Below are 13,891 nucleotides of genomic sequence, written 5' to 3'. Positions count from 1 at the left end.
TTATTTGAACCGGTTGTTGATAACGCGTCAGGGGCAGGAAGGATTTTTTTGTCTTATTATACCTGTCAAACTTTAATGAGTTCAATCCAAAAAGTCACTTTTTGCCAATTTTTATTGCGCAGAAAGCAGGTTAAATTCACATTAACAATTGATTAGATTTGGTTTAACATCCCTTGTACCCTGTTTCTGACAAAAAAACATTTTTAAGATAGGTCTAACAGATTGCTTTTTGAAAGGTTTCTCATTAACTTAAAGCAGGGTTACGAGACATTATTGTATAAACTAACCTAAATTTCACTATATGGCTTACTATGAATTAGACAAGGCCCGGCTTGTCAACCTTGAATATTCTTTATACAGAGAAATTTTGCGTACAAACCGGGCAGGGTCGTATTGCAGCACAACGATAATAGGGTGTAACACCCGGAAATATCACGGGCTTTTGGTTTGTCCGCTCGAACAGTTTGGGGGAGAACATCATGTTCTCTTATCGGCTCTTGATATCTCAATTGTACAGCACGATCAGGTCTTTAACCTGGGTATACATAAATACCGGGGTAGTCATTATGAACCCAAAGGACATAAATATCTTACCGGCCTTGAGGTTGACGATATTCCCAAAAGGTACTACAGGGTTGGCGGCGTTGTTCTTTCGACAGAGATGCTGCTTGCGGAGCAGGAAGAGCAGCTTTTGTATAAAGTTACCCTGGAAGAAGCTCATTCTGAAACAATGATCAGATTCAAGCCGTTTCTCGCTTTCAGAAATGTTCATGAACTGACATACCGGAATATGACTGCGAACACCCGGTACAGGGAAGTTGAGAGAGGGATTGCCCTTCAGTTGTATGAAGGGTTTCCCGCGCTTTATCTTCAATCCAGTAAAGATATTGAGTTTATACCGGTACCCGATTGGTACCTGGGCATTGAATATCTGAAGGAGCAGAACAGAGGATTTCCTTATCAGGAAGACCTTTTTGTTCCCGGATATTTTGAAACCGGAATTAAGTCCGGAGAAAGTATCGTGATGGCAGCAGGAACCTCTGAAGCCAAAACAGGAGGACTCAAAGCAAAATTTACCCGTGAGAAGAAAAAACGCATACCCCGCGATAGCATGATCAATAACCTGCTTAATTCGGGGCAGCAGTTTCTGATGAAAAAGGGTTCGGTAACCCGACTGATAGCAGGTTATCACTGGTATGGAGAACGCCATCGCGACACTCTGCTGGCTTTACCCGGCCTGGCTGCCTATCAGGAAGACCGCTCTACCTATAGAAGTATCCTGAATCATATTTCTGGCGAAATTGAAAAGAAATACCTGTCATCTAACAAGAGCCTTCTGAACCGGGACATTGATGTGCCGCTCTGGTTTTTCTGGACATTAAAGGAGTGTGCTTCTACCTGCAACGATCTTGATGTCTGGGGAAAATACAGCCAGGTTATGAAAGAAGTTATTGATCATTATCGCAGCCTTAATGAACCAAATATGCGCATGGACGATTCAGGCCTGTTGTATGCCAAAAAGGAAGGCGTGCCCTTGACATGGATGGAGGCCATGGCAGAGGGCAAACCTGTGACCTGGCGACCCGGGTATACTGTGGAACTGAACGCCTTATGGTATAATGCGCTTATGTATTTTGCTACATTGGCAGTAGATTCAGGGCAGGAAAAAATTGCTGAACCATACTTCCGGCTGGCCCAAAATGTCAGGGAAGCTTTCGTAAATGTTTTCTGGAACTCCAAAGATGGATGTCTTTATGATTATGTTGACGGAGAAGAAAGGGATGCTTCCATCCGGCCCAATCAGATATTTGCTGCTGCTTTCCCTTTTTCTCCGCTTAGTCAGGAAGAACGAAAAGCCGTTGTTGATGTTGTAAAAAAAGAATTGCTGACACCACGGGGGCTTCGTACACTATCACCCCAGGATCCGAAATACAAAGGTGTGTTCGAAGGAGATCAGACCCAACGTGACATTGCCCTCCATCAGGGAACAGTATTTCCCTGGCTGGCTGCTTTTTTTGCCGATGCCTACCTCGACATCCATAAGCAGGGGGGGCTGTCGTTCGTGAAACGTATGCTGGATGGATTTGAAGAAGAGATGGGGAACCATTGTATCGGAACCATTTCCGAATGTTTCAACGGGAATCCTCCTCATATAGGGAAAGGGGCAGTTTCAATGGCCTGGAACGTAGCCGGTGTACTTCATATTATTAAACTAATTGAAAAATACAGTAACGTATGAGGGTATTAATGTTCGGGTGGGAATTTCCGCCACATATATCCGGGGGCCTGGGGACGGCCTGTTTTGGCCTTACCAAAGGGTTGTCATATATTTCTGATCTTCAGGTATTATTTGTTGTTCCCAAAGCTTTTGGAGATGAAGAGCAGCATGGTATAAGCCTGGTTGGTGCCAATAATATTCCGGTACGACATCGTAAGCTTAACCTGAAATATTTTAGTAACAAACTCGATTACATCGAAGTAGGTGCCAAATTGATGCCCTATACCGATCCGGATGAATATTACCATCATAAAAAAACGCGAACAGAGAAGCGTCCCTTTCAATACATCCAGACCGATGAGTATGGGCGAATTCCATTTTCCGGAGCTTACGGGGAGGACCTTCTACAGGAGATCCATAATTATGCTCTGGTTGCCAATGTAATTGCCCAGGATTATTCGTTTGATTTGATCCATGCTCACGACTGGCTGACCTACCCGGCCGGTATTGCTGCAAAAGAAGCTACCGGAAAACCATTGATTGTACATGTACATGCTACTGATTTCGACCGGAGCGGGGGAAGCGTTAATCCTGTAGTTTTTGATATTGAAAAACGGGGAATGCAAGCTGCCGATAAAGTGATTGCTGTGAGTAACCTTACCCGGCGTACCGTTATTGAAAAATATGGTATCCCTGAAGAAAAGGTAACTACAGTATACAATGCGGTTGAACCCCTGGAACACAAAGAGAAACCGGTTTTCAGGAAGGGTACCAATGAAAAGCTGGTGACTTTTCTCGGGAGGATTACCATGCAAAAGGGACCTGAGTATTTTGTTGAAGCAGCACACCGGGTATTACAAAAAATCGATAACGTAAGATTTGTGATGGCAGGCAGTGGCGATATGATGCATCGAATGATACGACGCGCTGCCCAGCTTAAAATTATGGATAAATTTCATTTCACAGGTTTTCTCAGGGGGGAAGAGGTCTTTTCCATGCTGGCTATGAGTGATCTTTACGTGATGCCTTCGGTGTCCGAACCTTTTGGCATTTCACCATTAGAGGCTATGCAGAGCAATGTTCCGGTGTTGATATCTCATCAGTCGGGTGTTGCCGAAATACTTACCTACGCCATTAAAACTAATTTTTGGGATGTGGATGCCATGGCCGATGCAATTCATGGCGTTCTGAAGTATCCCGCTCTTTCCAAAATGTTTGTAAAATACGGGAAAAAGGAAGTTGATTCTCTTAAGTGGGAAAAATCAGCCCTTAATGTTAAAGAAGTATACGACAGCGTATTGAAGGAGTTCTATCGTTAATAAGCTTAATCCGGATAAAAAAGCAAGTTATGAAGACAATATGTTTCTACTTCCAGGTTCATCAACCTTTCCGATTTCGGAGATATCGGTTTTTCGATATTGGCAATGATCATTATTATTTTGATGATTATACCAATGAATCTATTCTCAATAAAATAGCGGTTAATTGTTACCTGCCAACCAATGAATTGCTGCTAAAGCTTATCAGCAAATATAAAGGGAAGTTCAAGATTACCTTCAGCATTACAGGGGTGGCCATTGAACAGTTTAAACTATATGCTCCCGAAGTGCTGGAAAGTTTTCGCGCGTTGGCTTCCACCGGGCATGTGGAGTTCCTGGCAGAAACTTATGCTCATTCACTTGTAGCATTAAAGGATGAAGAAGCTTTTGTCAGCCAGGTGAAAGCTCATTCCGATCTGATAGAAGAGTTATTTGGACAGCGTCCTTCTGTTTTCAGGAACACCGAATTGGTCTATTCCGATCACATTGGAGATATGGTTGGGCGTATGGGATTCAAAGCTATGCTTACCGAAGGGGCAAAGCACGTACTTGGATGGAAGAGTCCGAATTTCTTGTATTGTAACGCTTTAAATCCCAGGCTGAAAGTGCTTCTCAAGAATTATAAATTAAGTGATGATATAGCCTTCAGGTTTGGCGACAAAGGATGGAATGAATGGCCGCTTACCAGTCATAAATTTGCCGGATGGCTAAACCGGCTCGATAAAAAGGAAGAAGTTGTAAACCTGTTTATGGATTATGAAACCTTTGGTGAGCATCAGCCTAAAGAAACAGGTATTTTCGAGTTTCTTGAACATCTGCCGGGTGATATTCTTAAGCACAAGTCGCTCCGGTTTGGTACACCATCCCAAATAGTAGCCGAACATCAGGTGGTGGCACCCGTTCATGTGCCCAACCCGATATCATGGGCCGATGAAGAACGTGATCTGACGGCCTGGCTGGGCAACGAAATGCAACAGGAAGCATTTGATAAATTGTATTCACTGTTGCCCAAAATGAACAAATGTACCGATTCCAGGTTACAGAAAGACTGGAATTACTTGCAGTGTAGCGATCATCTGTACTATATGTGCACAAAATTCTTTTCAGACGGGGACGTGCACGCTTATTTCAATCCTTATGAAACTCCGTATGATGCTTTCATTAATTATATGAATGTTCTGAGTGATTTCTCCATCCGGCTGAATGCTGCTGTACCGTATAGTTCGGAGGAGAAAGAATTGGCAAATCTTGCCGGCATCCTGGAAGACAAGGATAACAAGATCAGAAAACTGGAAGAAGAATTACATAAGCTCAGAAGCCGGAAGCGAAACAGCAGTATAAAAAGGAACCGGCAAAAAAACAGTTGCTGCGGATACTACCGCCGTGTCTGAAACCAAATCCGGCACAAAAACCAAATCTGCAACAAATACAACAAAAGGGAAGAGAAAGTCTGCAGCCAAAAAAAGTGCAGTAAAGAAGAGCAAAGATTCAAAGTAGTTGAAGTTGAATAATAACACCTAAACATAATGATGGATAGTTATCTGAAGCCGGATATTGTTTTTGAAACAAGTTGGGAAGTTTGCAATAAAACAGGCGGAATACATACAGTGCTGGCCTCTAAAGCCACTACACTTATAGAGCAATTCAAAGACAATTTAATTTTTATTGGGCCGGATGTTTGGAGAGGGCCCCGGAAAAACCCTGAGTTTATTCCTGACCCCAATCTTTTCAGCGAATGGCAGGAAATGTTACATCGCGATGGACTGAGGGTAAAAACCGGACGCTGGAACATTCCTGGACAACCTGTAGTTTTTTTGGTTGATTTTAGCCCGTTGGTGGTCAGGAAGAATGAAATCCTTGCCAAACTATGGGAGAGTTTTAAGCTCGACAGCCTTTCAGGTCAATGGGACTACGTGGAACCTGCCCTGTTTGGGTATGCCGCAGGAATGGTGATTGAAAGTTTTTATCAGTTTTACATTTCGGAAACTGAAAAGGTGGTGGCTCATTTTAATGAATGGATGACCGGTAGTGGGGCCCTTTATTTAAGGGATCATTTGCTTCAGGTAGGTACCATCTTTACCACACATGCAACTGTGGTTGGAAGAGCTTTGGCCGGACATAACGAGCCTCTTTATCAGCGTCTTGATGAGTATGACGCCGATGCCAAAGCCGTCGACTTTAATGTGGTATCAAAACATTCAATGGAAAAAACCACCGCGTGTAATGTGGATTGTTTCACTACCGTTTCCGAACTCACTGCCAGAGAGTGTGCCAGGTTTCTCTCTCACGAAGTGGACGTTGTAACACCTAACGGATTTGACAACAGGATAGTTCCAACCGGTCAGGATTACCTCAGGAAAAGAGAGCAGGCAAGGCAGAAACTTACTTCAGTGGCCTCCGCCCTGCTTGGTGGAAGCATTAGTGATGATGCGCTCTTTGTTGTCAACAGCGGCCGTTATGAATACAGAAACAAAGGTACTGATGTATTTCTTGATGTTTTAAAACACCTCAACGAACAAAGCAGCAACAAGAGAGAGATTCTTGCCTTTGTTCTGATTCCGGCTAATACTTACGGTGCGCGGAAAGACCTTGTTGCCCGGCTGAAAAAAGGGGCGAGCGACGGTCCACTTCCCAATCCCTTTCTTACTCACGGATTAAATGATATCGGGTACGATCCCATAATCAATAAGATACAGGAAATCCATCTTAGCAACGAATTGTCCGAGAGAGTCAAATTGATATTTGTGCCTTGTTATCTGAATGGAGATGATGGCATTTTTAATATTCCATATTACGATCTGCTGATGGGAATGGATATGGCAGTGTTTCCATCCTATTACGAGCCATGGGGATATACCCCTCATGAAAGTGTAGCGTATGGTGTTCCGTCTGTTACAACTACCCTTTCCGGATTCGGACTTTGGGCTTCACGCCACTCTAAAGGTATCGAAGAAGGTGTGGCCGTGATTCCGCGTGACGACGAAAACTATTTTCAGGTAGTAGAGAAGATTGCAAATCTGGTTGAGGATTTTGCAGAAAAGTCGCCCGGACAAGTTGATGCAATACGACAGAATGCCAGGGAACTCGCTGCCTTACTTGAGTGGGATAATCTGATTAAAAATTACTACAAGGCTTATGATATTGCACTGAAAGAAGTAACCAATCGTCGCGATAAATTTACAGCCGTAAAAAGAGAAGCACGTATTAAACTGGTGCCGCAAACCAGTCCGGTTCCGGGATGGAAAAAACTCGTGGTAAAATCAAGATTGCCCGGTCGCATTAAGGTACTTCATGAACTCACCCGAAATCTATGGTGGACCTGGAACTACAAACTGATGGATTTGTTTGAGACCGTAAGTCCGGAAATATGGGAAAAGGTCGGGAAAAATCCGGTGCAACTTCTCGATAAGGTATCTTATGAACGTCTTAGCGAACTGGCTGCTGATGATGATTTTGTTGCCAGGCTGGATGCTGTCTATTCGGAATTCAGAGCTTATATGGACAGAGATTTTTCAGACGATGTCCGTATTGCGTATTTCAGCATGGAATATGGGTTAAGCAACATACTTAAAATATATTCAGGTGGTCTTGGAATTCTTGCCGGCGACTATCTGAAGGAAGCCAGCGACAGAGGGGTGAAAATGGTTGCAGTAGGACTGCTTTACCGTTTTGGATATTTTAGCCAGGCACTCTCGGTAAATGGAGAACAGACAGCTAACTATGAAGCCCAGGATTTTTCTCTCCTTCCGCTAAAAGAGATTCGTGACCGGGATGGTCATCCGCTGTATATTTCCATTGAACTACCGGGGCGCAGTCTGCACGCGAAAGTCTGGAAAGCCCAGGTAGGAAGGGTTTCTTTATATCTTCTTGATGCCGATGTGGATCGCAATACGCCGGCCGACCGTCAGATTACGCACCAGCTTTATGGCGGCGACTGGGAGAACAGACTGAAACAGGAGATATTGCTCGGAATAGGAGGAATCAGACTTTTAGAGGAATTGAATGCCCATGTGGACATATTTCATATTAATGAAGGACACGCGGCTCTGATCAATGTGGAACGACTGGTAGACCTGGTTGAAAAAAAGTACAGCTATGCTGAAGCACTTGAAATTGTAAGGGCTACTTCTCTTTTTACAACCCATACACCGGTTCCCGCAGGACATGATAAATTTGATGAGGATATGTTCCGTATTTATCTGCGCCATATACCCGAAAAGCTTAAAATCTCATGGGATGAGTTCATGGACCTTGGCCGCGAACATGCAGGGGCCGATGAAATGTTCTCAATGAGTGTTCTGGCTGCTAAAACTTCTCAGGAAATGAACGGCGTGAGTGAATTGCACGGAAGCGTCACACGAAGAATGTTTCGTAACCTGTGGAGTGGTTATTTCCCCGACGAGCTTCACATTGGGCATGTGACCAACGGTGTACATTATGGAACGTGGACCGTTTCTGAGTGGCAGGAATTTTATAAAGAGATGTTTGGCCCTGAGTTTCTGTCAGATGTTTCCAATACAGAATACTGGAAGCGAATCTATGATGTTCCGGACAGGAAAATCTGGGAAGTAAGGCATGTGTTAAGGAAAAAACTGATGGATTTTGTGCGTCTACGCCTCGAAAGCAGCATGTCTAAACGTCACGATTCGCCTGCCCACATAGTGGAAGTGTTAGACATACTTGACGAAGATGCACTTACCATTGGATTTGCCCGACGATTTGCCACCTATAAGCGTGCTCACCTCCTTTTCAGGGACCTTGAACGGCTGTCCGAAATTGTTAACGATTTTGAGCGGCCTGTCCAGTTCATTTTTGCCGGCAAGGCACATCCGGCCGATGAGGCAGGGCAAGCGCTAATCAAGAAGATTATAGATATTTCCAAGCAACCTGAATTTATAGGTAAAATCATTTTCCTGGAAAATTATGACATGGAACTGGCCAAGCGGTTGGTTAGCGGTGTTGATGTATGGCTCAATACACCTACCCGGCCGCTCGAGGCATCAGGAACAAGTGGTCAGAAAGCGGAACTTAACGGGGTTCTCAATTTTAGTGTTCTCGATGGTTGGTGGTACGAAGGTTTTAAAGAAGAAGCCGGCTGGGGTCTTACTGAGAAAAAATCATTCGATAATCAGGATTTTCAGGACGATTTGGATGCTGCAACCATTTACAGTATTCTTGAGAATGAAATTGTACCCCTTTTTTATGATGTGAATGAAGATGACGTTCCGGTTGGATGGGTTCGTTACATCAAAAACTCAATCGCACATATAGCGCCCCGATTTACAACCCGACGGATGATTGATGATTATCTGTCCCGGTTTTATCAACCCATGCACAAACGGTTGAAGGCATTGTGCGCCACCGATTGCGAGCTGGTTCATGACATTGCTTCGTGGAAGCGGAGGGTGATGTCGGGATGGAATGATATTGAGCTTCTTGAAGTTAATATGCCCGATATAGCACGGCAGGAGTTAGGGATTGGGGATGATTATATTATCGAGGTTAAGCTTGATCTTAAACAACTGGAGGATATTGATGTTGGCCTCGAAATGCTTATTGTGGAATCAACAGAGGAAGACTTTCCGCCAATTCTGCATAAAGAACCTTTTAAAGTGACTAAAAAAGAAGGTTCTGTGGTTTATTACGAGATGAAGTACAAACTCAATCTGCCGGGTTCCTTCAAGTTTGGTATCAGGATGTTCCCAAAGAACGAACATCTGCCTCATCAGCAGGACTTCGCCCTGGTAAGATGGTTCTAAACTGATTTATTTGGTGCTCGTCTATACAATAGTCAGTTAAAAAAAAGCCCAAACGCAGAGACGCAATGACGCAAAGTTTTTATTATGAGAGCGTTGTGATTTGTGCCATTAATTGTGTAAACAATTAATTACCAAATATCTGTAAAAGTTTAACGGAGTATTGCTATAAACTTACAAAAAATTTTTACAATTTGAGTGTCTGTTCAGAAAGTGCCAGTTACAAGCGTAACACAGCAAATGGTACTTTATGGGCAGACACTATTTAGTGTACCCTCGGCGTGGGAATTTTCCTCAATACCAGTCCTGTCCGGTTGGGAAGATAAAGTTTAAGCTGATAGCCGTTTGCCGGATTCTCTCCCACCGGTTGGGCGAAATAGAGTTGTTGCTGGTCAACCCGGTCGAAACCTCCAAATTCATGTTTGTCGGAGTTGAGAATGATCTTGTATTTTCCGGGTGCAACCGGTATTCCATAATCCGGGAACGACCGCGTGGGATGAAAATTGAAAACCATCAGAAAGTTACCCCTGTTGAAAGCGAGTATTTTGTCACCCTCATTGGCAAGGTTTAGATATACCGGAAGGGGGCTTAAAATGTTTTGTTCAACAACCGTTCTGATCATCGCCTGATCGAAAGCTCCAAGCCATTCATATTTCAGGTTTTTATCATCGGCAAGACGCCATTGGCGACGCGCATATTTATACGACCAGTTGTTTCCTGCCCGTGGAAAATCTATCCACTCGGGATGACCGAATTCGTTCCCCATGAAATTGAGATATCCTCCGTTGGCAGTAGTGAGAGTGACCAGCCGGATTATTTTATGCAAAGCTATGGCCCTGTCGATGATCAGACTTGGCTTGTCTTTGCTCATAAAATCATACATCTCTTTGTCGGCCAGGCGAAAAATAATGGTTTTGTCACCAACAAGTGCCTGGTCGTGCGATTCTGTATAGGAAATGGTACGCTCTTCAGGACGGTGCTGGGTTAGCTCGTGAAAAATAATTCCCATATTCCAGCTTTCATCCGGTAATTCTTTGATGAGTTTGATCCAGAAATCGGGCACGCCCATCGACAATCGAAAGTTGAATCCCAGGCCCCCATCTTCGGGAGGAGCTCCCGTTCCTGGATAACCGCTCATTTCTTCGGCAATGGTGATGGCTCCGGGCTTAATTTTGTGGATGAGATGATTGGCCATCATCAGGTAAACCAGAGCATTTTGGTCGCGGCTGCCGTCAAAATAATCATGATAGCTGGTAAATGCTTTTTCGAGTCCGTGATGTGTATAAAGCATACTGGTTACACCGTCGAACCGGAATCCGTCGAAATGATATTCTTCGATCCAGTACCTGCAGTTGGACAGCAAGAACATCATTACCTCTTTTTTCCCATAGTCGAAACACCTCGAATCCCATGCCGGGTGAAATCCCCGGTCGCCAGGGTAAAAATATTGATCCAGGGTGCCGTCAAAGCGACTTAACCCTTCTTCTTCATTCTTTACGGCATGCGAATGTACGATATCCATGATCACAGCCATTCCCATTTCGTGGGCACGGTTGACCAGTGATTTTAGTTCCTCTGGTGTTCCGAATCGACTGCTGGGCGCAAAGAAGTTGGAAACATGATAGCCAAAACTTCCATAATACGGATGCTCCTGAATGGCCATGAGTTGTATAACGTTGTATCCTGCCTTTTGAATCCGGGGCAAAATGTCTTCTGCAAATTCTTTAAATGTTCCTATCCTTTCTTCTTCATGAGCCATGCCAATGTGTGCTTCATAAATGAGCGGGTGCTTGATATCGGGATGAAAGTTATGGTCGGTCCATTGAAATGCTGCACCGGGACACCAAACCTGAGCACTAAAGAGCAAAGTGGACGGATCCTGAACGACACGGTTGGCATAGGCAGGAATTCGATACCCCGAACCGGTATCCCATACCACGAATAGTTTAAAATAATCCTGATGTTTTAAAGTGGAGTCAGAAAGAAATATTTCCCATATCCCGTGGTCCTTTTTTTGTAGCCGAAAAGATTCATGCGGTTTCCAGTCCGAAAAGTCTCCGACAATATATATTTTTTCCGCGTTGGGAGCCCATTCGCGAAAAACCCATCCGTCACTGTATGGATGCAGTCCAAAGAACAGATGATTGCCGGCAAAATTTACGATCCCGTCTCTGCTATCGTTGATTTCGTCCAAAATGTCAGTGTATTCATTATATGTAGCTTCCAGTGCAGGCGCAAAGGGTTCCAGCCAGCCGTCCTTTTCTATAAGTGGAAGTTTCTTCATCGAATTTGCTTTTTATAAAATTAAAGAATTCTTCAGTATCCTTTATGTCTTTTAATCCCAAAATCCAACAAACTTCGGAGAGGTCCGAGAAGTCCAGGCCTCCTGCAGAGATCGCTTCGTTATTGTAACGTCCGTCTTTCCCATTGTATTTGTTTGCGATTTCAATAGCAAGCTGCCATATTTCAACTAACCGGGGGTCAGCAACTTTATCCTGCCAGTGGGTGTAATCAGGAGAACGAAATCCCGGCGAACCATTTCCAACGGCATTCCCGTCCGGAATTTTATGATAATCGGTATTATCTTTTACATATCTCAGATGCCCGGGCGAAGTCACTTCTTCATTCCAGTTTGAATGTTGAACTACATGAATGCGGTGTGAAGTGTTTATCTCCGGAATATCAGCTTTGACTGCTTTAACTACTTCAGCCGTAAAATCCGACTGCCCGGCATCGGCAATCCATACATCACCCTGGTTTTTGAGGGTTGTTTTAACTAATTCTTTTACTTTATTAATAGCCGATTCAAAATCTTTATGTGCATCTGTCCAGTTGTCGCGAAAAGCAAGTTGGAGCAAGTCGTTAGGAGGCACGTAAGGCCCCTCTTGAATACCATAAGCACCGGTAACAGCATGATAATTTACTTCTGAATAATCTTCTTCAGACATCAGGGTAGCCAGGGCTGCCATAGTGTGAATGTCGTCGACATCGGTCTTACAATCAAATTGTACCAGCAGCAGGTCTTTCTCTGTGTTAAAAGTCCCGTTTTTTGAAGATATTTCTTCCGGATTGGTGTTGAATGCCATGGAAAAAATAGCTATGGCAATTAGTATAATGATTTTAGTCTTCATAAATGTTAAGTTTATAGTTTCCAGGATATATTCAATATCTTGTTAATTTTAACAAATAACTGATAATCAATATTTTGCGAAATTAAAAAACGGCTATAACTCTGTCATAATAAGAACTTTGCGTCATGGCGTCTCAGCGTTTAGGCTTTTTTAATAATCGTTAATTTAGACCGATAAAAATCAGTCCGCTAATCACCCATAATAAAATCCATTGTCCCAATTTCAGGTAATTTTTTGGAAAATTCCTGGAAATTGCTATTCCAATTATCCAAACGATACCGTATCCAAGAAAATAAACCGCTAATATTTGAAGCAGAAGTCTTTCACTTTGAAAAAAGCTTGTAAAGTTTATCAATCCAAGTCCGACGGTGGCAAGTAGTAAGTCAAACGAAATCCAATGCCAGCCACTTCTTACCATTGTCCATTTTTCACGTTTTAAATATTTTTCGTCATTTTCATTCTCCGGCTCAATTATTTTCAGTTCTCTGTCCCCTAAAAAAGTGTGAATTACAAATGCCAAAAGCGTAAGGATATTTGCTATAATAATTGGAATGTTCATATTGTTACTTTTTTATGTTAGCTTTATATTCGTTTCTTAACAGTTCAGTTCCCTCTGCTCCTGTTGGTTGAATTTTTAAAATACTCCTTTACTCTTGAGTTCATCAATGTCCATCGGGGTGTCTATCGACCAGCTTTCAAATTCGGTTTTGCGGGTAGTAATTGCATATCCGTTTTCGATCCACCGCAGTTGTTCCAATGACTCGGCTAATTCCAAAGGAGCGGGTTTGAGAAGGGTTATTTCTCTGAGCACGTCGGTACGATACGCATAGAGTCCGATGTGTATATAATAATTGTGGTGTTGATGCCATTCCTCTTTAGGGAAATTTCGCAGATGGGGAATGGGTGAACGACTGAAATATAATGCCTGCGAGGTACTGTTCAAAACAACTTTGGGTTTGTTCGGATCGAATAGATCATTATTGTTTTTCAGTGGCTTTACCAGTGTTGCAATTTCGGTTTCGGCATTGTAGAAGCACATAACAAGCTTTTCAATTTGCTGTGGATCGATGAATGGCTCATCTCCCTGAATATTCACAACCACCTGATATTTACGATTGTTTAATGCTTCGGTTTTGTCAAGCGCCTCAGTGCAGCGGTCGGTTCCGCTGCGGTGCCTGTCGGAAGTCATCACACACACCCCACCGAAATTTTTAACAGCCTCCATTATTCTGGTGTCATCGGTTGCTACGACGAGCTGCGTTAACGCTTTTGAGGCTTGTTCATATACACGCTGTATCATCGGTTTTCCGCCAATATCGGCAAGCGGTTTTCCGGGAAACCTGGTTGATGCGTATCTTGCAGGTATAATTCCAAGTATATCTTCTGTTTTCATATTATTGTTTTAATTCTTGAGTCCGGTATAAAAAGCATCTTTGTTGCCAAAATCTGTGTTGTTTTAAATTTTTG

8 protein-coding genes are annotated in these 13,891 nt (G+C 43.2%); 4 read left to right on the top strand and 4 right to left on the bottom strand.

Annotated features, from left to right (window positions below):
* The first annotated feature begins 301 nt into the window (after positions 1-301).
* From OQ5_RS0109860 to glgP, 4 genes are all read left to right on the top strand, one after another.
* Positions 302-2,239 carry an amylo-alpha-1,6-glucosidase gene (locus OQ5_RS0109860; protein ID WP_016777340.1) on the top strand — a complete coding sequence of 646 codons (1,938 nt, stop codon included), beginning with the start codon at positions 302-304 and terminating at the stop codon, positions 2,237-2,239.
* Positions 2,236-3,537, top strand: a complete 1,302-nt coding sequence (locus tag OQ5_RS0109855) for a glycosyltransferase (RefSeq protein WP_016777339.1) — start codon at positions 2,236-2,238, stop codon at positions 3,535-3,537. The genes OQ5_RS0109860 and OQ5_RS0109855 overlap by 4 nt, the downstream gene beginning before the upstream one ends.
* Positions 3,538-3,566: 29 nt before the next feature.
* A complete protein-coding gene (locus OQ5_RS0109850; RefSeq protein WP_016777338.1) occupies positions 3,567-4,928 on the top strand; it encodes a glycoside hydrolase family 57 protein in 1,362 nt (453 codons plus the stop codon).
* 135 nt (positions 4,929-5,063) lie between these two features.
* Entirely contained in the window at positions 5,064-9,296 is a 4,233-nt protein-coding gene (gene glgP, locus OQ5_RS0109840) for an alpha-glucan family phosphorylase (RefSeq protein WP_016777336.1), read from the top strand.
* A gap of 262 nt (positions 9,297-9,558) precedes the next feature.
* Here glgP and OQ5_RS0109835 read toward each other — a convergent pair whose 3' ends face one another.
* The 4 genes from OQ5_RS0109835 to kdsB form a co-directional block, all read right to left on the bottom strand.
* Entirely contained in the window at positions 9,559-11,577 is a 2,019-nt protein-coding gene (locus OQ5_RS0109835) for an alpha amylase C-terminal domain-containing protein (protein WP_016777335.1), read from the bottom strand.
* Positions 11,504-12,424, bottom strand: coding sequence for a hypothetical protein (locus tag OQ5_RS20745; RefSeq protein ID WP_255297466.1), 921 nt, complete (start codon positions 12,422-12,424; stop codon positions 11,504-11,506). The genes OQ5_RS0109835 and OQ5_RS20745 overlap by 74 nt, the downstream gene beginning before the upstream one ends.
* A gap of 160 nt (positions 12,425-12,584) precedes the next feature.
* A complete protein-coding gene (locus tag OQ5_RS0109825; protein WP_016777333.1) occupies positions 12,585-12,983 on the bottom strand; it encodes a hypothetical protein in 399 nt (132 codons plus the stop codon).
* Between the two features lie 75 nt (positions 12,984-13,058).
* The gene (gene kdsB, locus OQ5_RS0109820; protein WP_016777332.1) at positions 13,059-13,817 is read right to left on the bottom strand and encodes a 3-deoxy-manno-octulosonate cytidylyltransferase; all 759 of its coding nucleotides are present in this window, start codon (positions 13,815-13,817) and stop codon (positions 13,059-13,061) included.
* Positions 13,818-13,891 lie beyond the last annotated feature (74 nt).

Origin of the sequence: Anaerophaga thermohalophila str. Valhall, from assembly GCF_000250735.1 — a bacterium.
GTDB lineage: Bacteria > Bacteroidota > Bacteroidia > Bacteroidales > Marinilabiliaceae > Anaerophaga > Anaerophaga thermohalophila_A.
This window is presented reverse-complemented; position numbering and strand designations above follow the sequence as displayed.